Below are 25,144 nucleotides of genomic sequence, written 5' to 3' on the forward strand. Positions count from 1 at the left end.
AGAGACGTGACAGGTTTCAGAAAGTTTTTGCGCCCAGCTCCGATGCTAAAATTGCGCACGTTGCAGTCTGGCTTCCACTTACCCAATAGCTGGCGAATAAAGACGTAGCGATTTCACGTCATAAACGTCCGCTTTATTGGATCATCTTGTGAAGCTGAATACTCTCATGATTGTCGGCATCGAAAGTGAAACGGGTATATCCCAACCTCAGATAAAACCCCGTTGCGGCGGGGAAGGCGTGGACCAGAAGCTCTCTGATACCCAACGACTTTGCGAGCTGTTCAACGTGATCCATGAGTGCAGTGCCGTGCCCGGCTCTCTGCAAATCAGAAACAACTGCAACCAGCCGGACAATCGCCGTTTGGGCGCTTTTCTGATCGAGGCGTGCGGTACCTATAGGAACTCCATCGAGCTTCAGCAGAAGCGACAGATTTTCGTCTTTGACCTCCTCCGGACCATTACAAATATACTGTTGGCTCCCGCCGAATAAGACGTGATGCCGTATCTGATGGTAGGCAGAGAAATCTTCAGCGTTTTCAATCAGCGTCAGTGTGTAGAGAGCCATACGCATATTTTATGTACGCCAACTGAATTGTCCAGCAAGGAAGCCGAGCTTCAGACTGGCCCCCTTAGGTTTACCTCGTCCAAAATCCGTCAATCGTACGTATTCTATAACTGCTTTGTGAAACCGTCCCAGCCTTATGCAGGCAGTGTTCCAGCTCGGGCTCGGCAAACAGCAGTCATGAAAATTGCTAGCCCTGCTTGCGTGCCCTGATAGCGCGAACCCACGTGTTATTGAACATAACAGCTCCGATGAGCAGCGCCACTGCGCCCAACGCGATCATGCCAACGGCTGTCCCCTGGGCTCCGAACTGCTGATAAAGCCATCCAGATTTTTCAACCGTCTGAGCTGGTTTTCCAAGACGAAGAATGCCTTGGATGAGTGCTCCGAAACCGACAATCAACATGCAAACGCTTCTAATCATGGCGTGCAAATATCAGTTCTGCTTGATCATATCCATATCGCTTATTGAGACTTTGGCTCGTCGGTCATCGGTGAGGTGGCTTTGAAAATAAACGGCACTCTCACCTTACCGACAATCGCGGTCTGATATGGCTGGCATTTCCTCACGGCTTCCTCAGCTGCCAATCCGACAACATAGTTGGTGAAGCCTCCAGATTTCACCGTTTCGACGTCAGTAACTTTTCCGTTTTTGTGAAGGCGGAATTCTATAACAGCGTCTCCAGACTGGTTGAGAGGCATCCTAAAACATTTGCGAACCTGATTTGCGAGACGGAAAGCCTCCTCACGGCTCGGCGGCTCATTGGCGAACGAAATACCGACACCCAGTGTTGCCATCAAGGCGATGCCATACAGCGTGATCTTCATACCCAACTCCTGAAAGTTAACGTTCAGCGCGCACGAGAGCTAAGACTGCTCCTTATGCCGGTTGCAACTTCCGTTGTGAATCCTGAGCATAATAACGCCACCAAATTTTTATGGTTAACTCAAATTTAGTTGTTGCAATCAAATCGAAACGCTGCCATATGCAGCGCCCTGAGCTTAAACGCTCAAGCAAAAGGATAACATCACCATGATACGCAAACCGACTACCCAGTGGAGCACAAGCAAGGCCTAGTATTGGCGTCGGTTTAATACCCGTTGCGCGATTGCATCGGCTTATCCTTGTGTTCCCCATTTGACCGCCTTCGGCCATCGTGGCCACCGAAAGCTTCAGGGGACAGCTATGAATTATTCTCGTCAAGTATCTCGAAACATCAGTCTTCAACGTGCCGGTCTCGGATTCATCGCCGAAGCTAACGCTTCACGTGATCTGCTGCAGCTCATTGACCAAGATTGTCACGGCCTGACCAAGGTCGAGCGCTTAGAAATATAAGGCAGCCTCATCCGAAAGTGGCGGCTCTTCCATCAAGTTTTGGAAAGAACCCTGCCCTGGATTTGCAACCCGTCAACCGCATCAGAAAAATGCCAAAACCGCTCGTGGTTCCACCGTTCATGAAGTTACAGTTGTCTTCCATGAAAGTGAACTTGAGCATCGGGTTTCGACATTAATTCAGGCGCGGCGAGACGTTCAGGAACTTCATTCACAGTACCCTGTAATGGGCTACGTCGACGCCGATGGCGTTCGACGAAAGCATACCTTTGACTATTACGTGGTGCTGAAAAGCGGAGTGCAACTGGCCATTGCAGTTAAGCCGTTCAAGAAAAAGGCGGCTATGCAAGATGTGCTGGACCGCATTCAACAGGCAGGCATGGAATGCGTCGGGACACTGGGTGAGATTGATGCTCGACACCCCGACATCAAGCTCAGACTTCTCACCGAGGTCGAGGCTAACATCGATGCATTTCTGAACGCCATGAACATTCTACGCGCCCGCTCTCATTACAATGAAAGCGAGTATCTGGCGCTGGCCAACGAGATCAAAGACTGCCCAGGCCACTTCCGGTTTGGGCAATTGTTCAAGAACTGCACGAGCCGTTCAAGCCGCTGGACTGCGGCTTGGTCGCTTATCGACCACGAAATTATCAGGCCCGTGAATCCGGGACAGATCAACGAACTCAGTTGGATGACTGTGGTTCGCTAGACGACGACCAATACAGCTACGTTCAAAAAGGAGGTTAACATGAACAGCTATTTTGCACAGCCAGCCACATTCCAGCGCTCTTTGGTGAACATGCGCAAGGTCGACAGGCTTAGCTATAAGAACGCCCATTGGATTCCAGTTTGCAGAGGCAACGAGGGATGGCACATCAAGAGAGAAGACGACAGCCACGAAGTCGTTGTCGGCCATCAGGAGCTCTATAATGAAATTTCTGCCGGTCGCGCCTCGGTTCGGTATGGATATCAGGAACCAGAGCAACAGAAGCTACGCATTATCTTCGGCGATAAAAAGTTTTCTGATTTCCCTGAGAAAGTTCAGAAACTGGCTCTCGTTCGTGAAAAGCTGATCAACCGTTATGACGCGGAATTCCCGGAATATGGGCGGAAACGTTGGAACAATGAGAAGCTCCAGCATCTGCTGAATACTTGGCACGCCGAGATCCAGTCAAGCCTTCTCCCAAGCGCCAGGCGCGCAGACAGGCCGATGGAACTCACGTTCTATCGCGCCCCATCGGTCAAGACCTTTTGGAGGGATTACACCAAGTATCACGGATGCGGAGGCGACGCCCTCGGATTGGTTCAACGTCACCATGGTCCTGGAATCTATTATCGTTCCGCTGACCCGGAATCGATTGCTTTCGCTCACAGCGAAGCTCTTCGGTACATGGATAACAGGAAGAAATCGAAGGCACAGGTTTATCAGGATTATCTGGCCAAGCTTTTTGAGATGAATTCGTCACGGGATTCTCAACTCAAAAAGGTTTCGCGCACAAAATTCGAGAGCATCATTGATGGTTTTGATGAGTACGCAAAGGTCGCTGGACGACACGGGGAGGCTTACGCCAAGAGACGGCTTTCTTCCGTAAAGCGGAGCTTCCACTTCGAGGTGCCGGGTGACCGGATCGAGATGGATTTCTGGAATGTGGAATTGATGTCCTTGTTCGTGGAAACGGGGATGTGGTCCCTGTTACCGGAAAGCTACCGTAATCAGATCGGAAGCACTCGCATTTGGTTCGCTGCCGCCATCGACATGTCCACTCGCTATGTGTTGGCTTTTAAGGCGAGCACCAATCCGAATGCGGCCAATGCCGTCGAAGCAATCAGAATGATCATGTCCGACAAAACGCATATTTCCACTGCGTTGGGTTGCGAAACGCCCTGGATTGGACGCCTGCGTCCTCGCCAGATCTATTGCGATAACGGCAAGGAGTTCGTCAGCCAGCGGACACAAGAAGTTCTGAGAAATGCACGCATTGCGTTCACCCGTCCACCAGCGGGTGAACCACAAGCCAGACCATCTATCGAACGACTTTTCAAGACCATTGGTCCGATGGTGGCCCACCATTTTGATGGCCGAACCTTCGGTTCTATTCAGGAGAAAGGAGACTACAATCCGGAGGAACGCCTAAGCCTGCAGAGTGACGAGCTGATCAAATTCTTCCTCTACGCGATCTGCGATATCTACCACAACACGAAGCATGCAGGACTCGCGGGAGGAACTCCGCACAATGCTTGGGTGAAGGCGGCATCCCAATATCCAATCGACGTTGCGCCCGACGAAGAAGAAATGCTTCACATCTTCGGGGAGAAGGTTTCGCGACGGATTTCGTCCTATGGCGTGTCTTTCATGGGCATTCCTTATTCGAACGATGAGCTAACGCGCCTTCGCCTGAAACATGGTCAGACGGATTTTGAGATCAAGTACGATCCAGCGAATCTGCGTTCCATTGCCGTCTATGCAGGCAAGGATAAGGGCTGGTTCTCAGTCGAAAACCAAATCGGACTGGACGATAACGTTTCGCTTGAGGAATGGATCGTAGCACGGCAGCAGCTTCGTCTGGCTAATGCCAAGGAAAGCGAGTCTGGTCTCGCCGCTATGTACCGGGCGATCAATAAATTGCGGACCTCCGGTGACGCCGCGATGATCAGGGCGAAGCTGGGTGCACGGTCATTGGATAGCAATGCACTGGCAAGGCTCGAAGCCGAACTGTGCGGCAGTTGGATCGCAAAGCCGGATGACCAGATGCAGGGACTTGAAGCGCTCGCTTCTCTTCCGGGGGATCTGAAGCTCGCGGATGAATCGGCGTTCGTGGAGTACCAAACGGTCCAGAAGAAGGAGATCGCAGCTGCAAAACGGGCTGCGAAAAGCGAGCGGCTGGAAACCAGAGCGAACAATACAGATTCCGACCTTCAAACAGAAACCTCTGTTTCAAGGAGCGGCTATTACGACGAATTTTAAGAAGGGCGGGACCAATGAACACTGACGAATTGAAAGAACTCAAAAGACATATCTACGGCACATATCTTGAAAGTCCGCGCGACAGAAAATTGCGCAATATGCTGCAAGGAATGGTTGATAACGTTGATGATCACCTGAACGGTGGCGGCGGTTCTCGGCAGACTGCATTATTTGTAATTGGTGAATCCGGGAGCGGCAAATCCCATTCATTGAAACACCACTGTGGTCGCATCGCAGAGTTTCAGCCGCGAGAAAATGAGTTTGGCGAAACCATCACGCCTTTTCTCAGTATCGAGGCATCAAGCTCATCAACCATGAAGGGGTTTGCGATCACGCTGTTGTCTGCGATGGGGCTTCCAGCAAACTCCAAGCAGACTGAGACCCAGCTGTTTTCGGCTGTAAAAACTCAGTTGAAAGCGAGAGGTATTCTCTATCTGCACGTCGATGAGGCTCAACACCTCATTCGTCACGATAGTCAGAAAGTGATCACCGAAGTCCAGGACGGGCTGAAGAGCCTTATGCAGATTCCTGACTGGCCTTTGCATACGATCTTTTCGGGTGTGCCGGATCTTGCCAAATTGCTGACAAATGATCTCCAGCTCGCGAACCGTAGCAAGGTCATCCGCTATGTTGAGCAAAGCCCTACTGATGATCAGCAATTCATCAACGATGCCATGACCAACATTGCCGAACAGATCTGTGGTCTGAAGATCGCGGATGAACTGCGAGAAGCAGACTTTGTGGGGCGACTGTGTCACTCGGCTCAAGGCGGGCTAGGCAAGATTGTTGAAACTATCCGTGCCGCTTGCATCCTGACCGTTAAAAACGACAGGACTGTGCTCGAAAATCGTGCGTTCGCATTCGTCTATCAAGAATCGAGCGGTTGCCTGCCCGAACACAATATCTTCTCAGCCCCACGTTGGTCAGAAATCTCGCCGGAACATGTGCTCGCCGATCTGTCTGCATCTAACGAACCCAAGAAAAAAGGAAGGACCAAGAAATGACATTGCCGGTTACCCTGCCCTTCCATGAAGACGAAAGTCCGATCAGCCTCGTGTCTCGTCTGGCGCGCGCGAATAGCTATGATTCCTTGCAATCATTGCTCGGTTTCACACACACGAGCCGAGAAGCTATTGTTCGTGGAGATCATGACGCGCTTGCGGAAATCTCGGAGCTTTCAGGGATTTCCATTGAACGCCTATCGAACGCAAGCATCGTCCATCAGCATCCAGGTTCCAACTGGAAGCTTGGCCGCGCTATTTTCAATAAAGAGATGCGTCCGGGAAAGATGCTCCGATACTGTCCGCATTGCGTTCTTTACGACATTGATCGGCAACCAGGTCGCTCCATCGCCAAGCCCTATGCACGCTCGTGGTGGAGCTGTCGCGGTATCGAAGGTTGTCCAGAGCATGGGCGTAAGTTGGTCGAGCACCTAGTAACCTCTTTTGACCAGCGCGACGACTTTGCTACGTTCGTCGAGCAAAATGTCCAGACAATCCGCGATCAGGCGCATGATGATGTGCGGAGCTCGGCTCCAATGCTGGACAGGTTTCTGCGTGACCGTATTTTCAAACGCGCCGAATCCGACGATCTGATCGACACATTGGATGCACATATCGTTGCTGAGCTTTCTGGTTATATGGGAAAGTTCATTGCGATTCATAAGCTCACCCACTTTTAGGACGAGGCGACGGACCAGCGTGAATGGGGATTTAGGCTACTCTGCAAAGGGGAGGCAGAACTGGAGCGCATTATTATTGAAACCATCGAGCAGAAAAGGCCGATGGTTCGTTTCGTCGAGCAGTTCTTCGGTCAGGTTGTCGATTGGCTTCGCCGCAACAAGCTGAAGCCAGCATACCAGCCTCTTGTGTCTTTGTTCCAGGAGATTGCCGAAAAGAATATGCCATTTGGCCCGGGCATGACCTTTATCAATCCCGTGGAGCACCGCTATGTCTATTGCGTGAACTCTGCGCACACAGACTTCGGCATTCATAAAAAGCGCATCAAGACCCTGCTTGCGTCGCATGGACTAACCGACCGCGTCAATCTGCATGACTCGGCGACCTATTTTGATGCTGAGAGAGCTCGCCCAATTTTCGAGAACGCACTCGAAACCATCACCAGCAAGGAGGCCGCGCAGATTCTCGGCATCAGCGAAGAAAAGCTTCGTCTGCTTGTAAAGTCCGGGCTTCTTCCGCAGGTTGAAGGACGAGAAGAGCGCCGGGATTATATTCGTATCCAACGGATGGACCTGAATGATCTGCAGGCCAGATTGGTTTCCCATGCCGAGCGGATGGAGGAGAGCGACGAGGCATGGATCTCCCCGCAGGATTTCGCGCAAGGATATTCCTTTCCGCTGAATGATATCTTGAAATTGCTACTCGATGCGACTATCGCCTCGCGAGTTATTGCGGGCAATGAAGGGCTGGTCGAGCGGTTGCGTATCAATAAAGATGAAGTGCGTCTGATCGCTCTTCAGCAGCAAGTGGATAGCGACGAAAAATTCATCACGTTCCAGGACGCTCTTGGATTACTCGGAACCTCTGATCCAACCCTGATTGAGCTAATCAAACAGGGATACATTACCGAGACGAAGTACGAACGCTCGGCAAAAAGAGCCCGCTTGATCAGCGAAAATTCCATTATGGATTTCAAGACACGGTTCATCTCTCTTGTCGATTTTTGCGATGAAATCGGGGCAAATCGGGCCGGAATGAAAAAACGCCTTGCGGACCTCAATGTGAAGCCGCTGTTTGACAAGAGCAATCGAGTGGCCAGTTATTATTCTCGGATCGATATCAGCAAGATTCAGACAGCCATGATCCAGTCGTATTAAGCATCCGCATTCTAAAACCGCCCAAAGCCCGCTTAGCGGGCTTTTTTTGTATCGTACAACCGAAACGGACAAATCAAACGAAGCGAAATGACCATACCTTTCTGACAGCATGCCAAAAAGACCAACAAAATCAACGCTAATAAGAGCGAATAAGACAAACCAAGGCAGCATTTACATCGGTCGCGCCGCCTTTCTCTGCCGTTGCCGCCCGCAGCGGGGCTTTCTCGATCGCTTTCGGTATGGCCGGGATGCGGCTTTCCGGCTGTTCCCCGCCACAACAATAACAAAACGGCACGATGGCGCCCGAAAAGCCGCCGCGCTCCGCAGAACGTGAAGGAAGCACGGCATTAGGCATCTTCTAAAGCGCTGATTTATGTTCTATTTTCAGGTCCGCAATCCCTGTCCATCCGCCCCTGTTTCCCTGTTCGAAGAAATCCAACCGCATGAGCGTTGAAGCTTCACTTCTGGTTCTGATTGGCGGCTTTATCGGCGGCATTCTGCGTTTCTTCCTGTCCGGCTATGTGGGCCGCCGGGTCGGCGAGACGTTTCCCTGGGGTACTTTCGTCGTCAATGTGAGCGGCGCCTTCATTATCGGAAGCATGGCGGGTCTCGGCATTGGGCTTGGCGGCATGTTTGCCACCGACACGTTTCGCAATTTTATCATGGTCGGCATTCTGGGCGGCTATACGACCGTCTCTTCATTCTGCCTGCAAAGCCTCAATCTCATGCTGGATGGCGAGCGGCGGCAAGCCCTGTTCAACATTGTTGCGTCCGCTCTTCTCTGTGTGCTTGCGGTCGCTGCCGGATATAGCGGCGTTCTCTGGATGGCGGGGCGGCTGTGATGAAAAACTGGCGGCAGGCGGAGGATATCAGGCTTTATCTCGCTGTGGGCTCAGGCGCGGCAATCGGGGCATTCCTTCGGTATTTCTCCGGATGGATCATCATTGCCGTCCTTGATGCCAACCCCTTGTGGGGCACATCCTTCGTCAATGTCGTCGGATCGTTCATCATCATGTTCTTTGCGACCCTGACCGGACCCGAAGGGCGATGGCTCGTTGGTCCCGCAAGGCGCCAGTTCGTCATGGGCGGGATTTGCGGCGGTTTCACAACCTTTTCCTCCATGAGCCTCGACACGTTCCTGCTTCTGTTGAAAGGCAATGTGCTGCTGGCCGCATTCTATTTATGTGCCCTTGTTTTCTGTTCTCTTGCCGCTGCTGCGCTCGGTTTCCTGATCGCGCGGCGGATCAACCGGTAACGGGAGGAATGATGATGGAATTACCGCAGGAATCCACATTGTTGCGCATCTTCTTCGGTGAGGAAGACGAGGCCGAGGACGGAAAGCCTCTCTATGAGGCCATCGTCATCAAAGCGCGCGAGATGCAGATGGCCGGCGCCACCGTCTTGCGCGGACCGCTCGGCTTTGGCCAATCCAGCGTTCTGCATACGGCAAAAATACTGCGCCTGTCGCAGGATCTGCCGATCGTCGTGGAAATCGTCGATGCGCCTGAGAACATCGAGCGGTTCATTCCGGAGGTGATGAAGATGACCCGGAGTTGCCTCATCACGACGGAAAAGGTTCGGGTCATACATTACGGAAGCAATGGCGCATCCACGCAATCCGGCAAGTGAAGGCCGTCATCAGGGACGGTGACAAGCCGGGCCTGATACCGGCCCCATGAGAAAGGCAGCAAGTTGTGCCGCCTTTCCTTCAATCATCGACCGCAATCCTATTTGACCCACACCACACGGCGGGTCTGCGTATCGATCAGCGCCGGGCGGTCTTCCACATAGACATAGGAATAGGTCGGCTGGTCGGGAACCGCGACGAGCGGCACATCCTCCGGCAGAACCATGCCTTCGGCAATCTCCCCCTCGATCACCACCGGATCGACCGGATTGGTTTCGATATAGGTGACGACCTCATTCGGCACCAACGGTCCTGCATCCGGCCCCTCGGCATAATAGACCACCTGACGGTTCTGCATGGAAACAATCACCGGCTCGCCATTGACATAGATATAGCCGAAATCCGGATTGTCGGGGATCGGATGAACCGCGATTGCATCGGGAAGAACATAGCCGTCGCTGATGTCGTCCTCGATGACCACCGGGTCGGAAGGATTGGCGATGACATAATCGCGTGCTGCCTGAGGCACCTCGACAAGCACTCGATCCTGCGCGAGCGCAAAACCGGAGCTGGCGAAAATCACCGCTGCGGTCAAAACAAGAGCTTTCTTCATTTTCAGCCTCACTTTCGCATCGGAGCGCGTTTCGATCCGATTGGATCAGATCGGTGCTCCGATCATTTGCTTTGAACCGCGCATCCTTTCCGAAACGGTTTCACGCTTTTGGGGATGCGCTCCAAGTCGCAAGGCTGACATAACCGGGCAGAGGTGGCGAAGTTCCGGCCAAACGGGACACTTCATGCAACAGGCTGAAACATCAGCTCCGGCAACGCGATGCAAATACCCTGACTTAATTCGATTTAACTTATTGATTTTATATGATTCTAAAAGCTGTCCAGATTGACCACCCGCAATGCTATGGACCAATAAATATTAGCGATTTCTGACGTTCACAAACTACCCACCAACTTGCTATTTAGAATAATTCTAAAAACAGTTAAGGTCATCTCGTTTCAATGACCAAGGAGCTTTTTTACCACATGCATTATATTCATTCGGCACTTACCCCCGCTGTCTTGCGGGCAACATATGCTATGCTGACAACCTCTCCAGAGCAAAGCCTTTGATGCAGCAAGACAGGATGCAACAGCGGTTCGATATGACACGGCAACGGTTTTGCTGCCGCTCATATTGTTAGCCAGGCCGGTGTCGCATTCTGGTGTCGAAAATTTTCAACTTTATATTTTTATTACGAATGAACAGATGGTTTCGTTACTCGGTTTGGAGATAACGAGCCATCGGGGCTGCCCTTGTCTTCACGGTCAGGGAAGAGAAGGGCAGCCACTTTTTTACAAGATCAAGGTGCCGGAATTCAGGCAGCCCCCTTGTCCATCCGCGCCAGGACAGCCCGAAGCTCTTCGACGGACCGGTCGATCTCATCCTTTTTCTTTTCAAGCCTGGCCAGCTTTTCCGTGAAGCGCCTGCGCAGAATTTCGACGTCAGCCGCGTCGCCGGGTCCGTTTTCCCACACGCGAATGAGATGACCCATCTCGCTCAAGGTGAAGCCGATGCGACGTCCAAACAGGACGAGGCGCAATCGTGTGTGGTCATCTTCGTCATAAAGCCGTGTCACGCCCGCGCGGCGCGGATGAAGCAGGCCCTTGTCTTCATAAAAGCGCAAGGCGCGCAACGTCAGGTCGAATTCTTCGGCAAGATCGCCAATCCGGTATAGCCTGTCGTCCCACGGACTTTCCCTTCGCACATGCCCGCCTGCGCCGGTCAGCAAATCCGCAATTGCAACATCTGCCGCCTGTCCCGGCGCATTGGTTTCCTTGATCATATTCTACCCTGTTTCCGCCCCCGGAAACGCCCGGTCATCGCACGCTCGCGCGATGAACCCTGTTGATAACGGCTTACATTGGCATTGCCGTCAGTGCCGCGGCTTTGATCCAGATCCGCCGCCGCAAAACACTCACTTTCCACGCCGGGCTGCGTTCGATATCCTGAAACCAGCCCGCTCAACCGTGGGATGTTTTTCCATACCCACGAAAGCACGCACTTACCCGCTTATATTAACGAGTTATTTACCACGTTTGTACAAATGTAAGCAGAGCAAATTCTTGCCGGTTGCGTCGGCAAAAATTTGCGCCCGGCGGTCTCTATCATTGGAAAAAGTGAATTTCTCATGGCAAACCCAGATCTGGCGTCAGGTTCACGATCCATCATTGACGAACTGAACGCCCATCGCGAGCGCCGGGCGCCTTCGCCTGCCATGGAAGAACTCAACCGCACCCTGGCCAGCCTTGAAAAACGCCTGATGGACCTGGAACAGGACGATACCCCCCAGATGCGCGATATCCTGCGTCCCGCCCATCAGCCGGTGCGCCACCCTGACGAGACAGTCAGCGGCCTTGCCGAAATCGCCGAAAATCTGCGCCGCATGCGTGGCGGCCATGAGGAGCCGCAGCCGTCCTATGCTTCCAGCGCCGAAGTCAGCCGGGCCAGCCGCGAGATGACCCGGCTTCAGCGCGCGGCGCGTGAGGAAGGCTTTTCCCAGGAGATGAGCGACGATTTCGAGCGCATCAGCGACAATGTCCGCCTTCTCGCGGAACGCAGCAGCGAAGCCAATGCGCAGGCGCTCCGCCGCCAGCTCGATACGCTGAACCGCACCGTCCAAAGCCTTGCCCGCGAAGAAACCCTGCATCGCCTCAACAATCGCTGGGATCGCTTCGACGCCCGTTTCGAAGCCTTCGAACAGCGCCACAACGCCGTCGATCCGGCGCTGGACGCCATCGGCTCCCGGCTTGAACAGGTGCGCGACGCCATCGGCACCCTGCCGCAATCGAACCGCCTGAGCGCGATCGAAGACCGCATCGGCCAGCTTGCCAATTCCATCGAAGACGCGCTTACCCCCCAGCATGCCTCCTCCTTCGAGGAAGGCCGCTTGCAGCAGATCGATGAAAGGCTCGATGAAATCAGCCGCGCCATCATCGCCACCAGCCGTGTCCAGCGCCCGGATCAGGACGGCGGGCGGCGGCTGGAGCGCATCGAAAGCCGCCTGGCGGAACTTGCCGAACAGCTTGCCGCTTCCGCGACACAGCAGAATTCCGACACGCTCTATCGCAAGCTCGGCGAACTCTCCGCGCGCATCGACGGGCTGGCAAACGGCTCGGCCCTGCCCGACGGCGTCATCGACCAGCTTACGCAGCAGATCAACCTGCTTGCCAATCAGGTTGGCAAGGTGATGGAAAATCTGAGCCAGTCCGACTATCACGCCGTCGAGGCGCGCCTCGAAGCCATTGGCGAAAAGCTGGAAGCCGCCGAACGCCGGGCCGATGAACCCCACCCCTCCGTTCTGGACAAGATCGACCGCCGCTTTGCAGAATTGACGGAGCGCCTCGACACGCAATATGCCGCGCGGCACGTGGACAGCAGCACGATCCATACGCTGGAAGGCCGCATCGACGATCTTTCGCAGCAGATTTCGCTCGGCCTTCTGCAAGCCCCCGACCATGATGGCCCCGGCCTGGACATGAAGGCGATCCGCAGCCTTGAAGACCAGATTGCGAATATCGCCCATCATCTTGCGCAACCGGTCGCCGAAATCGCGGAACTGAAGCCGCGTCTCGATTCCATCGAGCGCTCCATCGCCTCCAACCGCGAAACGGTACTGGATGCCGCGCGTGAAGCCGCCGAAAGCGCGGTCGCGCGCGTGCTGCAACACGGCTCGCATGGCGACAGCGTGATCGCCCGGCAACTGGCCGAAGACATGAAATCGCTGGAGGCACTGGCGCGCAATTTCGACGAGCGCAACGGCAAGACATTCGAGACCGTTCACGACACGCTGGTCAAGATTGTGGACCGTCTGGCACGGCTTGAGCAGGATGTAGCGGGCAGATCGGACGGACCGGATATGGAAAAGCCGGTCTTCACAAGCCCGAACGCCGGCTCGTCCCGCCCGTCCGCACCCCGTTCACCGGCGGCAGCGGCAGCGGAAGCCGCCCTTGCGACCGTGCAAAGCGAAGCCGGTCCTGCCGACCGGCAATCCGGTGATGCGGCTGGAAAGTCATCGCTGTTCGGCGGCCTCGCCAAGGCCGTGCGCGGCCGCCGCGCCAACAAATCCGCCGGCAAGGATGGCACGACGCTCAGGTCCGGCGCCTTTGATGCGACGCTCGACGCGCCTGCCTTCGAAAGCGATCTGGCCGCGATCGAGCCCATCACGCAGGAAGAACCAGAACTGGAAAGCGCGCCGTCTCCCCGCCCTCATGGCGAAGGCATGCCGGACCTCAATTCGATCATGAAGCGGGTGCGGGAAGAACGCCGCCAGCGCGAAGATGCCGCCGATGCCGCGCTTGCCGCCAACGGCAAGGTGGATTTCATAACGGCTGCCCGCCGCGCGGCCCAGCTTGCCGCCGCTGAATCCGAACAGCTTCAAAAGGGCGCGGCCAAGCGCACCGGCAAGAAGAAATCTTCTGTCGGCGACATGATCCAGCGCCAGCGCAAGCCGATCCTGATGGCGATCGGTGCGGTGATGATCGCGATGGCCGGCCTGCAAATCGGCTCTGCCTTCCTCAACCGCGACGAAGCGGCAGAAACGGCGATCGATACAGCCGCGCCCGCCGACGAAATCGCGGCCAGGATCGCTTCGGATACGACGCCCGCGCCGCAGCAATCCGCTGCCCCGATTACGGAACCGCGCGCGGAAAAAGTCGCGCAGGAAGAAGCACAGGACCAGCAGGCCGCGGTGGAAATTCCCACGCAGATTGAATCGCAGGCAGCACCCGCGCCAGCAGCGGCATCGACGGAACCCGCCGCCCCGCCGTCCCAGACTGTCGTTCCGCCCGTACCGGACGAAGCCGGTCCGGCAGCGCTTCGCGAAGCTGCCGCCAGGGGCGACGCCCGCGCGCTCTTTGAAATCGGCAACCGCTACATGGAAGGCCGCGGCGTCGCCGCCGACTTTGCCAAGGCGGCGAAATGGTACGAAATTTCCGCCGGTCAGGGTTTTGCCCCGGCGCAATATCGCCTCGGCAATTTCAACGAGAAGGGCCTTGGCATGCCCCGCGATCTCGACAAGGCCAAGACCTGGTATCAGCTTGCCGCCCAGCAGGGCAATGCAAGCGCGATGCATAATCTTGCCGTCCTTTTTGCGACCGGCGCCAATGGCACGCCCGACAATGCCTCCGCCGTGCGCTGGTTTACCGATGCCGCCGAACTCGGCGTGAAGGACAGCCAGTTCAATCTCGGCATTCTCGCCGCCAAGGGACTGGGCATGCCGGTCAATCTGGAAGAAAGCTACAAATGGTTCTCGCTTGCCGCCAATGCAGGCGACAAGGATGCTGCCGACAAGCGCGACCAGATTGCCAGGGCACTGAAGCCGGAACAGCTTGAGCGCGCCCAAAATACGGTGAAACTCTGGAAGGCGAAGCCGCTCGACCAGGCGGCCAATTCCATCGATGTGCCCGATGCGTGGATGGAGAACAAGCCGATCACCACCGGCTCGGTGGACATGAAGAAGGCCGTGCGCAACATCCAGCTCATTCTCCAGAAGAACGGTTACGATGTCGGCACAGCCGATGGCATGATGGGCGGCAAGACCCGCGCGGCGATTGCCGCATTCCAGAAGGCGAACGGTCAGGCGCCCACCGGCGATGTCGACCAGAAGCTGGTTCAGCTTCTGCTTGAAAAGAACAAGTAACACATTGATTTAACGTATAATTTGCAAGGGCAGCATGGGCTGCCCTTTTTGCGTTTCGGCCACTGGCGTCTGAGAAAAGTGACAGGTTGAATAGAACCGGCGGTGCTTATTATCTACCTCGTATCAACGAGGGGACAGACAATGCTCTTGCACGTGAACAACGATATGGAAAACGGTATCATCGCGAAGATTCCCCTCGCGCTCGACAAGGATATCAAGAGCTTCCAGGGGGATGCGATCGACTTTGAAATCTCCTCCGGCGACAGGCAGCTTATCCCGGCGGACGACATCCATCCCTACAAGTCCATTTTCAAGGTTCTTTCCGGCAGTCTGGAACTGAAGAACATCTTTATAGCCGTATCGTTCAACGCAAACTTCACCACGCCCGACGGCAAGAAGACCTGCCTCACCCGTTCCAGCCCCATGGAGGAATGGAATGTGATGAATGGCAGCTATTATGCCGAAAGCATGAACTGCTTCGGCTTCAAGTCCAGCAGCCGTTTTGCCGGAAACTTCAGCGTGAACCTGACCAATCCCTATCTCTATATCATCAAGAACGGCAGCCTGACCGACAGTAAAATGTCGGACAACATTTCGATCCGCGCGCAATTCTATCCCTCATCCGGCCATTCCGTCATCACGCCCAAAGACGACATCAATATCGTCATCAGCAATCGCCAGAACACAACCGACTGATCGACTGTGCATTGCTGCCAGATCATCAGTGTATTTCCTATATATTATATAGGATTATGTCATGAACAGCCATTTTCAGCACCCTTTTTGTTGTTGTTGAACAACACCGCTGAATTTTCCTCGGCTGGAATGGCGCAAGCCCGGTTTAAAGCCAATCGGCGTTTGACTTCATGTCAACGACAGAGCAAGACATCATGAGAAGCGGCACGGTTGAAACCCGCCCTCCGGGTTAAGCCTAACTGCTTGTTTTCATGCATTTGCGCACGCAGAACAGTTTCATAATTCTGCCGGAGATGTTTGAATAGGGTGAAACAACTTGCGGAAATGCGCGCCCGCAAGCAGCTGTGTGTCATGCGTTCGTGAAAGCCGGGTTCGGAATTGGGTATTTACCTTCCCATTGCGGAATTATCGGTCAACATGCTGGTTCTTCTCGGCATGGGCGCCGCCGTGGGTTTCCTGTCCGGATTGTTCGGCGTCGGCGGCGGGTTTCTCATCACACCGCTTCTGATTTTCTATAATATTCCGCCCGCAATCGCCGTCGCCACCGGCGCCAATCAGGTCATCGCATCGTCTGTTTCGGGCGCGCTTGCGCATTTCAAGCGGCGCACGCTCGATATCAAGCTCGGCCTGTTTCTCGTCGCGGGCGGCATATTGGGCTCGCTGATCGGTATCTTCGTCTTCTCGTGGCTGCGGGAACTCGGCCAGCTCGATCTGATCGTCTCGATCCTCTATGTCTTCTTTCTCGGCACCATCGGCGGGCTGATGCTGGTCGAAAGCGCGCGGGCGCTGCGGCGCGTGAAGAAGGGACAGGCTGGCGCGGTGCGGCGCTCCGGCCAGCACACATGGATACACCGCCTGCCCTTCAAGATGCGCTTTCGCGCCTCCACCATCTATGTCAGCATCATTCCGGTTCTGGGCATCGGCTTCTTCATCGGCCTCCTGTCCTCGGTGATGGGCGTCGGCGGCGGCTTCATCATGGTGCCCGCGCTCATCTATCTCCTGCATGTGCCGACCAATGTGGTGGTGGGTACATCGCTGTTCCAGATCACCTTCGTCACCGCATTCACCACCGTCATGCAGGCGACGACCAACCAGTCGATCGATATCGTGCTGGCCTTCCTGCTGATGGTGGGCGGCGTGATCGGCGCGCAATATGGCGCGCGCGCCGGGCAGAAATTGCGCGGCGAGCAATTGCGCCTGCTTCTGGCGCTCCTGGTGCTGGCCGTCGGCCTGCGCCTTGCCTTCGGACTTTTCGTGCGACCCGACAATCTGTTCTCCACCTCGATTGTGGATATGTGAGATGGGCAGGCTCCAGCTTTTCTGCGCATTGTTCATGGCCCTCATGGCAGGAAGCGCGGCGGCGCAGGTGGATTCCAGCGGCAACGGCAACACCGTTCCGCAGTTGCAGAACCCCGCCGACGAAACCATCGAAATCGGCCTTTCCACCGAAACCATCGCCATCACTTCGAATTTCGGCGGGACCGATCTCACCATCTTCGGCGCGCTCGACAATGCCGATCCGATGATCCACCGGCAGGGGCGCTACGACATCATCGTCGTGCTGCAAGGCCCCTCGCGCGATCTGGTGGTGCGCAAGAAGGAACGCTATCTCGGCGTCTGGGTGAACGCGGCTTCCGAAACCTTTTTGGGCGTTCCGCTTTCCTATTCGCTGGCCTCCACCCGCAATCTGCAAGACATTACGGACGAGAAAACCTATCGCCAGCTTTCGGTGGGGGTGCGCAATTTCTATCTGGTGCCGGAAGACCCCGCCAGCCTGTCCGGCAATATCCTGAAATTCGGCAATGAACTGCGCGAGATGAAAATACGGCAGGGGCTCTATAGCCAGCGCATCGGCGGCGTGGAGTTCATTTCACGCACGCTGTTCCGCGCCACGCTCAACCTGCCCGCCAATGTGCCGGTGGGCCGCCACAAGGCGCGCGCGCTCCTGTTCCGCAACGGCGTTTTCCTGCGTGAAGCCAATGCAAGCCTGGAAATCGTCAAGGCCGGCCTTGAACAAAGCGTCTATAACGCCGCCCACCAGAACAGCCTGCTTTACGGTCTTTTCGCTGTTTTCCTCGCCGTCTTCACCGGCTGGTTCGGGCGTATCCTGTTCCGCAAGGATTAACCCCCGTAAAGCGCGCCGCGCGCAATCGGGTACACCTTGCCCTGCCCCAGCATATAGGCCCGCAGCGTCTCGTCGGCGAACAGGCCGCGAAAGGCGCGATCGAGAATGTTGAGCGCACCCGTATAGGCGCCGAAAGCGGGCATGATGAGCCTTTCCCCGTCGCTCACAAAACAGGGGCGGCGCACCGAGCGCCCGCGCCGCACGATGCGCGCCGCCGGGTGCAGATGGCCCGCAATCTCGCCCTGTCCGGCCTTGCGCGACGGTTCGTGCCGGAAAGTGAGCGGCCCCACCGCCAGTTCCTCCACGCAATCGCCCGGCAGATCGACCGGGCGTTCGGGATCGTGATTGCCGGTGATCCAGAACCAGTCGCGATGCTCCATCAGGGATTTCAGCCGGATGACATAGAGCGATGGCAGGCGTTCGCTGGCCTTGGCATCGTGAAAACTGTCGCCAAGGCTGATGATCGCGCGCGGCTGATAGCGCGCGATTGCCTGCGCCAGCATGTCGAGCGTCGCTGCCGTGTCATAAGGCGGGATAAGCTGGCCGCGCCGGGCAAAGGACGAGCCTTTTTCCAGATGCAGGTCGGAGACGACCAGCATATGCAGGTCAGGCAGAAACAGCGCGCCGGACGGATCGCAAACGGCGGCAACGCCACGCACTTCGGCATGTGCCAGACTATAGGCTTCGCCATTTCCCCACGCGGCAGTCTTCATTGCGCAGTCTTCATTGCATTGCGTCCCTGATAAGATCGTCGGCCGCTTCTTCAAGCAGCATTTCATCGCCCTCGCCCGCCACGCGCTCGCGCCCGATTTCGAGCATCACCGGCAGCGCCAGCGGCGAAATCCGGTCGAGCGGCTTGTGCAGTATATGCCCTTTCACACGTGCCAGCATGTCGCCAAGCCGCCTGATGTCCAAAAGCCCGGTCGCCGCATCCGCGCGCGTCGCCTGCAAGAGAATATGATCCGGCTCATGGCTGCGCAGAACGTCGTAGATAAGGTCTGTCGAAACCGTCACCTGACGCCCGGTCTTTTCCTGCCCCGGATGACGACGCTCGATAAGACCGGAAATCACGGCGCAATTGCGGAAGGTGCGCTTGAGAAGATAGCTTTCATCCAGCCATGCTTCGAGATCGTCGCCCAGCATGTCTTCATCGAACAGGCGCGAAAGGTCGAGCTTGCCCATGCGGATCATGGACGCCATGTCCTTGAGCCCCCAGAGACCCAGCGAATAATCGGTGGCGACGAAGCCCAGCGGATGCGCGCCCATGCGCTCCAGACGGCGCGTCAGCAACATGCCGAGCGTCTGGTGCGCCAGCCTGCCCTCGAACGGATAGGCCACCATGTAGAAGCGATTGCCGCGCGGAAAGGTTTCGATCAGGAGCTCATCCGTGCCGGGCAGCACGGATTTCCATTGCTGCACTTCCAGCCATTCCCGCACCTGTTCCGGCAAAAACTGCCAGCGCGCGCGGTCGGCAAGCATGGCGCGCACCTGCGCGGCGAGATAGGTGGAAAGCGGAAATTTTCCGCCCGCATAGACGGGAATTTTCGCGTCCTGTCCGGCGGCATTGGAGGCGATGCATTCATTCTCCCGAATGCCCTCGAACCGCAGCACCTTTCCGGCAAAGAGGAACGTATCGCCAGCCGTCAGCGTCTCCAGAAAATATTCCTCGATGCGGCCCAGCACGCGCCCGCCCCGCGCATTTGCGCCCTTACCGCCGCGCGTGAGCCGCACATTCAGCTCCGGCGCTTCGACAATGGTGCCGATGTTGAGGCGATATTGCTGCGCGATGCGCGGATTGGACACCCGCCACGTGCCGTCCGCGGTCTTGCGGATTTTCGCAAACCGCTCATAGGTCTTGAGCGCATAGCCGCCAGTTGCCACGAAATCGAGAATGCGGTCGAAGGTGTCTCGCGGAAGGTTCGCATAAGGGGCCGCACTTTGCACCTCACGATAAAGCCGATCGGCGTTGAACGGCTCGGCGCAGGCCATGCCCAGCACATGCTGCGCCAGCACATCCAGCGCCCCGTCGATCAGGGGCGGCGTATCCTGCGCGCCCAGATAATTGGCGTCGAGCGCGGCACGGCACTCCATCACCTCGAAGCGATTGGCGGGCACCAGAATGGCGCGGCTCGGCTCGTCCATGCGGTGATTGGCGCGCCCGATGCGCTGCGCAAGGCGGCTTGCGCCCTTCGGCGCGCCGACATGGATGACCAGATCGACATCGCCCCAGTCTATGCCGAGATCGAGCGTCGAGGTCGCGACCACCGCCCGCAACATATTGGCGGCCATGGCCTGCTCGACCTTGCGGCGCTGGCCGGCATCGAGCGAGCCGTGATGCAGCGCAATCGGCAGCGTGTCCTCATTGACCCGCCAGAGCTCCTGAAACAGCATCTCCGCCTGACTGCGCGTATTGACGAACAGAAGCGTCGTGCGGTGCCGGCGGATCGCCTCGTAAATATCGGGAACGGCATAGCGCGAGGAGTGCCCGGCCCATGGCACCCGCTCCTCGGAATCGAGAATGGTGATTTCCGGCTTCGCCCCGCCATCGACGGTGACAAGGCCGGCCATCGGCCCGGTTCCGTCCTGCTCCACCAGCCAGCGGCGCAGTTCATCCGGCTCCGCCACGGTGGCGGAAAGGCCGATGGTCTGCAATTGCGGTTGCAGGCGGCGCAGCCGCGCCAGTCCCAGCGCCAGCAAATGCCCGCGCTTGGAAATCACCAGCGAGTGCAGTTCGTCCAGCACCACGTAGCGCAGGCCTTTGAAAAATTGCTCCGCGCCCCTGGAAGCGATCAGCAATGCAAGCTGCTCCGGCGTGGTCAGCAGAATATCCGGCGGCGCCAGCTTCTGCCGCTGGCGCTTGTGGGCGGGCGTGTCGCCGGTGCGGGTCTCGATCGAAATATCAAGGCCCATTTCCTCCACCGGCACGGTGAGATTGCGATGAATATCGACGGCCAGAGCCTTCAACGGCGAGATATAAAGCGTGTGAACACCGCGTCTTGCCATTCCCGGCTTCTTGCGACCTTGACGATCAAGATCGACCAGCGCGGGCAGAAACCCGGCCAGCGTCTTGCCCGCGCCGGTGGGAGCGATCAAAAGCGTGGACTGTCCCTGTTCGGCGCGCGCCAGAAGCTCCAACTGGTGCGCGCGCGGCGACCATCCCTTGGCCGCAAACCATTTGACGAAACGGTCCGGCAGGGGAAAGGCGGCGGATGCTGCGGCGGGCTTCTGGTTCAGGGTCACGACGTCAATCTAATCGCAGCAGAGCGGGCCGCCAAGGTGTTTGTTCACTTTTGTTCTCATTTTGTCAGCAGCGAGGGGCTCCCTCCCTTTTCGGCGCAAACGCCGTGACCTATCTTGGAACCATGCGCTTCAACCAGCTTCTCTGCACCTCTCCCAAAGGCCTTTATTGCCCGCCCGGCGATTTCTACATCGACCCGGTGCGCCCGGTGGAGCGCGCACTCATCACCCATGGCCATTCCGACCATGCGCGCTCCGGCCACACCCATGTGCTGGCGACGCCGGAAACGCTCGACATCATGGCGCTTCGCTACGGCGCAAATTTCGCCGGAACCACCCAACCGATAAAACTCGGCGACAGTCTGACGATCAATGGCGTGCGCGTGCGTTTCCACGGCGCGGGCCATGTGCTCGGTTCCGCACAGATCGCGGTGGAGAAAGACGGCACGCGCATTGTCGCCTCCGGCGACTACAAGCGTGCCGCCGACCCGACATGCGCGCCCTTCGAGCCGGTTGCCTGCGATGTCTTCATCACCGAAGCCACCTTCGCGCTGCCGGTTTTCCGCCATCCGCAGGCTTCGCATGAAATCGCCACGCTTTTGAAATCGCTCCAGCTTTTTCCGGAGCGCGCGCATATGGTGGGGGCCTATTCGCTCGGTAAGGCGCAGCGCGTCATCAAGCTCATCCGCGAAGCAGGCTATGGCGACCCGATCTATATTCATGGAGCATTGGAAAAAATCTGCGCCTATTACCAGTCGCGCGGCATCGATCTCGGCCCGTTGGAACCCGCCACGCCGGAACGCGACGATGCACAGCCGGATTTTGCGGGCAAGATCATTGTCGGCCCGCCGACCGCCTTTTCGGATCGCTGGGCACGGCGCTTTCCCGACCCGATTTCGGCATTCGCCTCCGGCTGGATGCGCATTCGCCAGCGCGCCAGACAACAGGGCGTGGAACTGCCGCTTATCATTTCCGACCATTGCGACTGGGACGAACTGACGGACACCATTACCGAAATCGCCCCTGCGGAAGTGTGGGTGACGCATGGGCGCGAGGAAGCGCTGGTGCGCTGGTGCGAATTGCACAACCTTGCCGCAAAGCCGCTCCATCTTGTCGGTTATGAAGACGAGGGCGATTGATGCGTGCTTTTGCCGAACTTCTCGACCGGCTGGTGCTGACACCACAGCGCAACGGCAAGCTGCGCCTGCTCACAGATTATTTCCGCACCACGCCCGACCCGGATCGCGGCCTTGCCCTGGCGGCGATCACCCGCGATCTCGAACTGCAAAGCGTGAAGCCCGCCATGCTGCGCGCCCTGATAGCGGAGCGCACCGACCCCACGCTCTTTGCCTATTCCTATGACTATGTGGGCGATCTTGCCGAAACCATTTCGCTGATCTGGCCCGGCCCCAGCGAAACCTCTGCGGGGGCAAACCTGCCGCTCGGCATCGTGGTGCACGAATTGCAGAACGCTTCACGCCGCGAAGGCCCGCTTCTCGTGGCAAGCTGGCTCGATCTTCTGGGGATTTCGGAACGCTACGCGCTGCTGAAGCTCGTCACCGGTGGCTTGCGCGTCGGGGTTTCCGCCCGGCTTGCCAAACAGGCGCTTGCGGATTTCGGCGGCATGGATGTGGTGGAAATAGAAGAACTCTGGCACGGACAGGCCCCACCATATGAGGCGCTTTTTGCCTGGCTGGAAGGGCATGGCCCCAAGCCTGCCGCCACCGCCGCCGCTCCCTTTCGCCCTGTCATGCTGGCGACCGCGCTCGATGAGGCCGATATTCCCTCGCTCGACGCATCAGCCTATAGCGCGGAATGGAAATGGGACGGCATTCGCGTGCAGGCGGTTTGCGAAGGCGGCGTGCGGCGGCTTTATTCCCGCACCGGCGACGATATTTCCGGCGCTTTTCCCGATATTCTGGAAGCCATGGATTATGAAGGCGCCATTGATGGCGAGCTTCTCGTCGGCCATCACGGCGAAACCGGGCTCGACACCGCCACCTTTTCCGATCTGCAACAGAGGCTGAACCGCAAGACGGTGAGCGCAAAACAATTGCGCGATTATCCCGCTTTCGTGCGCGCCTATGATCTGTTGCAGGAAGGCGACCAGCAGACCGGCCGGGACCTGCGCGCTCTGCCCTTTTCCGAGCGCCGCGCCCGGTTGCAGAATTTTGTCAGCAGGCTCGATCCTCGCCGGTTCGATCTTTCACCGGTGCTGCCTTTTACCGACTTTGCGGAACTGGCGCGGTTTCGCGCCAATCCGCCGCATCCGGTCATTGAGGGCGTGATGCTGAAGCGCCACGACAGCGCCTATCTGCCCGGGCGCCCGAAAGGACCGTGGTTCAAATGGAAGCGCGATCCCTTCACCGTCGATGCGGTGATCGTCTATGCGCAGCGCGGCCACGGCAAGCGCTCCAGCTATTATTCAGACTTTACCTTTGCCGTATGGGCGGGACCTGAGGATGACCCCATGCTTGTCCCCGTGGGCAAGGCCTATTTCGGCTTTACGGATGAAGAACTGAAACTGCTGGACAAATTCGTGCGGGAAAACACGGTCGAGCGTTTCGGCCCGGTGCGTTCCGTGCGCGCCGAGCCGGATCACGGCCTTGTGGTGGAAGTGACTTTTGAGGGTCTCAACCGCTCCACACGCCATAAATCCGGCGTTGCCATGCGGTTTCCGCGCTTCTCGCGGCTGCGGTGGGACAAGCCGCCCCGCGAAGCGGACCGGCTTGAAACACTGGAAAAGCTGTTGACCTGATTATTCAGCGGCCGTCGATACGCGGATCTGATAAATATTGACGGGCTTGCCGGAACCGCTCAGATCCGAGTTGACCGTTATCGTGCCTGGGCGCCCTGCTTTCTGCCCGGCTGGAATATCCATATCGAAAAGAAAGTCGCTGACGGAATCGCGCACGTCGTAGCGCCGGCGGCCGCAATCGCCAAGGCTGCCAAAATCGCAATTGACCGACATCTGCGTCATTTTCCCATCATCGGCGCGCGCCACAATGTCGAAGGTTGCCTTCTTGCCTTCCAGCTGGTCCAGAATGCCTTCGCCGACATCGAATGTCACCGTGTCTTCAGCACCCGAAGACTGGACGCGGGCAAAACTGCGCGTGCCTTCCTGCCTGATTTCAGCCGTTGCGCGCCCCTTGACGGACATGCGTGTCGCCTCCGAGGGCTGGAAGATGGTGATCCATTTGAGCCCGCCCGGCTCCTCGCCCTCTTTCAGGGGTGCAACATTGCCATCGCCATACAAGGGGTTGTTTGCGGGACCGCGGCTCAGATCAATGAAGCTGTTATAAAGCGAATAGCCGATAAAACCGGCAACCACGAGGACGAGCGCCGGAATGCCAAAGCTGTAGAACCGCGAATGGCGCTTCTTCTTGCCGCGATCCTTGCGCGAGACGCCGCCCTCATAGCCGAGATCGGCATTGCTGCGCTTTTTCCGGCTTGCGTTCGCCCGGATATCGCCGGCATCGAGTGCAGGCGATGCTTCTTCTGCCCTCCCCGCCAGAAGCGGGTCCTCCCTGTGTGGAGCGTCAACCGTCGGTTCGCGACGGTCGTTTGCGCCACCGCCGTTTTTGAATTCCTGCTCGATACTGGAGATCGCGTCCTTCAGTTTCTGGCGGCGCTGTTCCTTATGCCCATCGCTAAGCGCGGTGTTCGTCGCAAGCGCGCGCTCATGCGCGCCCCAGGCAGATTCATAGATTCTCTGGCGGGTCGCCGGATTGTGCGCATCCGCCTTGGCAAATGCATTCCTGATCGCGCGCTCAATACTTTCCAAAGGCTGCTCTTCCCTTGCTCGTTCTTCCCGCCCCCTGTCACGCCCTCAACAGGAGCAGGCGGTCTCCGAAACAGACGATTTCATAAGCCTCAGCGAAATTAACGTCTGAATCAAGGCATTTACCTGTTCATGACCCGCTTTGACTAGCCGTTAAGCCTGTTGGAGACACCAATTATTAACCTGGAACACGGTTTTCCCCCATCCGTATAGTTTTACAGTGCCATATTTTGCCCCTTGCGGTTGCAAAAAATACCGGAAACCTATCGGCGATTCCCATCGGTGA

The 25,144-nt window shown here is 57.1% G+C and carries 22 protein-coding genes; 14 read left to right on the forward strand and 8 right to left on the reverse strand.

Annotated features, from left to right (window positions below):
• Positions 1–133: 133 nt before the first annotated feature.
• From AVM02_RS15640 to AVM02_RS15650, 3 genes are all read right to left on the reverse strand, one after another.
• Positions 134–565 (reverse strand): GNAT family N-acetyltransferase, encoded by a 432-nt coding sequence (locus AVM02_RS15640; RefSeq protein WP_411507842.1) that lies wholly within the window; start codon positions 563–565, stop codon positions 134–136.
• A gap of 187 nt (positions 566–752) precedes the next feature.
• Complete coding sequence (locus AVM02_RS15645; protein ID WP_411507843.1) at positions 753–968, reverse strand: hypothetical protein; 216 nt, start codon at positions 966–968, stop codon at positions 753–755.
• A gap of 59 nt (positions 969–1,027) precedes the next feature.
• Positions 1,028–1,390: an energy transducer TonB gene (locus AVM02_RS15650; protein WP_411507844.1), complete on the reverse strand. Its 363-nt coding sequence runs from the start codon at positions 1,388–1,390 to the stop codon at positions 1,028–1,030.
• Between the two features lie 731 nt (positions 1,391–2,121).
• On the opposite strand from AVM02_RS15650, the gene AVM02_RS15655 reads away from it, so the two are divergent.
• The 8 genes from AVM02_RS15655 (at position 2,122) to AVM02_RS15690 (ending at position 9,328) form a co-directional block, all read left to right on the forward strand.
• Positions 2,122–2,607: a hypothetical protein gene (locus tag AVM02_RS15655; protein WP_411507845.1), complete on the forward strand. Its 486-nt coding sequence runs from the start codon at positions 2,122–2,124 to the stop codon at positions 2,605–2,607.
• Between the two features lie 39 nt (positions 2,608–2,646).
• On the forward strand, positions 2,647–4,863 hold the full coding sequence (locus tag AVM02_RS15660; RefSeq protein ID WP_411507846.1) for a Mu transposase C-terminal domain-containing protein: 2,217 nt from the start codon (positions 2,647–2,649) through the stop codon (positions 4,861–4,863).
• Between the two features lie 14 nt (positions 4,864–4,877).
• Positions 4,878–5,867 carry an ATP-binding protein gene (locus tag AVM02_RS15665; RefSeq protein WP_411507847.1) on the forward strand — a complete coding sequence of 330 codons (990 nt, stop codon included), beginning with the start codon at positions 4,878–4,880 and terminating at the stop codon, positions 5,865–5,867.
• The gene (locus AVM02_RS15670; RefSeq protein ID WP_411507848.1) at positions 5,864–6,544 is read left to right on the forward strand and encodes a TniQ family protein; all 681 of its coding nucleotides are present in this window, start codon (positions 5,864–5,866) and stop codon (positions 6,542–6,544) included. Before AVM02_RS15665 ends, AVM02_RS15670 begins: the two co-directional genes overlap by 4 nt.
• Before the next feature lie 102 nt (positions 6,545–6,646).
• Positions 6,647–7,699: a helix-turn-helix domain-containing protein gene (locus AVM02_RS15675; protein ID WP_411507849.1), complete on the forward strand. Its 1,053-nt coding sequence runs from the start codon at positions 6,647–6,649 to the stop codon at positions 7,697–7,699.
• Positions 7,700–8,142: 443 nt separating this feature from the next.
• On the forward strand, positions 8,143–8,541 hold the full coding sequence (gene crcB / locus AVM02_RS15680) for a fluoride efflux transporter CrcB (RefSeq protein ID WP_411507850.1): 399 nt from the start codon (positions 8,143–8,145) through the stop codon (positions 8,539–8,541).
• The gene (gene crcB, locus AVM02_RS15685; RefSeq protein WP_411507851.1) at positions 8,541–8,954 is read left to right on the forward strand and encodes a fluoride efflux transporter CrcB; all 414 of its coding nucleotides are present in this window, start codon (positions 8,541–8,543) and stop codon (positions 8,952–8,954) included. Before crcB (AVM02_RS15680) ends, crcB (AVM02_RS15685) begins: the two co-directional genes overlap by 1 nt.
• 14 nt (positions 8,955–8,968) lie before the next feature.
• Positions 8,969–9,328: a DUF190 domain-containing protein gene (locus tag AVM02_RS15690; RefSeq protein ID WP_411507886.1), complete on the forward strand. Its 360-nt coding sequence runs from the start codon at positions 8,969–8,971 to the stop codon at positions 9,326–9,328.
• A 98-nt stretch (positions 9,329–9,426) separates the two neighbouring features.
• On the opposite strand, the gene AVM02_RS15695 is transcribed toward AVM02_RS15690, so the two are convergent.
• Positions 9,427–9,939, reverse strand: a complete 513-nt coding sequence (locus AVM02_RS15695) for a DUF1236 domain-containing protein (RefSeq protein WP_411507852.1) — start codon at positions 9,937–9,939, stop codon at positions 9,427–9,429.
• Positions 9,940–10,696: 757 nt separating this feature from the next.
• Positions 10,697–11,164 (reverse strand): MerR family transcriptional regulator, encoded by a 468-nt coding sequence (locus tag AVM02_RS15700; protein ID WP_411507853.1) that lies wholly within the window; start codon positions 11,162–11,164, stop codon positions 10,697–10,699.
• Positions 11,165–11,509: 345 nt separating this feature from the next.
• On the opposite strand from AVM02_RS15700, the gene AVM02_RS15705 reads away from it, so the two are divergent.
• The 4 genes from AVM02_RS15705 to AVM02_RS15720 all read left to right on the forward strand — a co-directional run bounded on the left by AVM02_RS15705 (position 11,510) and on the right by AVM02_RS15720 (position 17,840).
• A complete protein-coding gene (locus AVM02_RS15705; protein ID WP_411507854.1) occupies positions 11,510–15,019 on the forward strand; it encodes a peptidoglycan-binding protein in 3,510 nt (1,169 codons plus the stop codon).
• A gap of 141 nt (positions 15,020–15,160) precedes the next feature.
• A complete protein-coding gene (locus AVM02_RS15710; RefSeq protein WP_411507855.1) occupies positions 15,161–15,715 on the forward strand; it encodes a hypothetical protein in 555 nt (184 codons plus the stop codon).
• A gap of 417 nt (positions 15,716–16,132) precedes the next feature.
• Positions 16,133–17,014 carry a sulfite exporter TauE/SafE family protein gene (locus AVM02_RS15715; RefSeq protein ID WP_411507856.1) on the forward strand — a complete coding sequence of 294 codons (882 nt, stop codon included), beginning with the start codon at positions 16,133–16,135 and terminating at the stop codon, positions 17,012–17,014.
• Position 17,015: 1 nt separating this feature from the next.
• Positions 17,016–17,840: a TIGR02186 family protein gene (locus AVM02_RS15720; RefSeq protein ID WP_411507857.1), complete on the forward strand. Its 825-nt coding sequence runs from the start codon at positions 17,016–17,018 to the stop codon at positions 17,838–17,840.
• On the opposite strand, the gene pdeM is transcribed toward AVM02_RS15720, so the two are convergent.
• A complete protein-coding gene (pdeM, locus tag AVM02_RS15725; RefSeq protein ID WP_411507858.1) occupies positions 17,837–18,553 on the reverse strand; it encodes a ligase-associated DNA damage response endonuclease PdeM in 717 nt (238 codons plus the stop codon). The two genes, AVM02_RS15720 and pdeM, sit on opposite strands and share 4 nt — an antisense overlap.
• Before the next feature lie 10 nt (positions 18,554–18,563).
• Positions 18,564–21,080, reverse strand: a complete 2,517-nt coding sequence (locus AVM02_RS15730; protein ID WP_411507859.1) for a ligase-associated DNA damage response DEXH box helicase — start codon at positions 21,078–21,080, stop codon at positions 18,564–18,566.
• A gap of 122 nt (positions 21,081–21,202) precedes the next feature.
• Here AVM02_RS15730 and AVM02_RS15735 point away from each other — a divergent pair, with 122 nt between their 5' ends.
• Entirely contained in the window at positions 21,203–22,216 is a 1,014-nt protein-coding gene (locus AVM02_RS15735) for a ligase-associated DNA damage response exonuclease (RefSeq protein WP_411507887.1), read from the forward strand.
• The gene (locus AVM02_RS15740) at positions 22,216–23,835 is read left to right on the forward strand and encodes a cisplatin damage response ATP-dependent DNA ligase (protein WP_411507860.1); all 1,620 of its coding nucleotides are present in this window, start codon (positions 22,216–22,218) and stop codon (positions 23,833–23,835) included. Before AVM02_RS15735 ends, AVM02_RS15740 begins: the two co-directional genes overlap by 1 nt.
• Here the strand turns inward: AVM02_RS15740 and AVM02_RS15745 are convergent, their stop codons facing one another.
• The gene (locus AVM02_RS15745) at positions 23,836–24,861 is read right to left on the reverse strand and encodes a hypothetical protein (RefSeq protein ID WP_411507861.1); all 1,026 of its coding nucleotides are present in this window, start codon (positions 24,859–24,861) and stop codon (positions 23,836–23,838) included.
• Between the last annotated feature and the right edge of the window lie 283 nt (positions 24,862–25,144).

Origin of the sequence: Brucella anthropi (assembly GCF_046630315.1) — a bacterium.
In the GTDB taxonomy this organism is placed as follows: Bacteria; Pseudomonadota; Alphaproteobacteria; order Rhizobiales; family Rhizobiaceae; genus Brucella; species Brucella anthropi_A.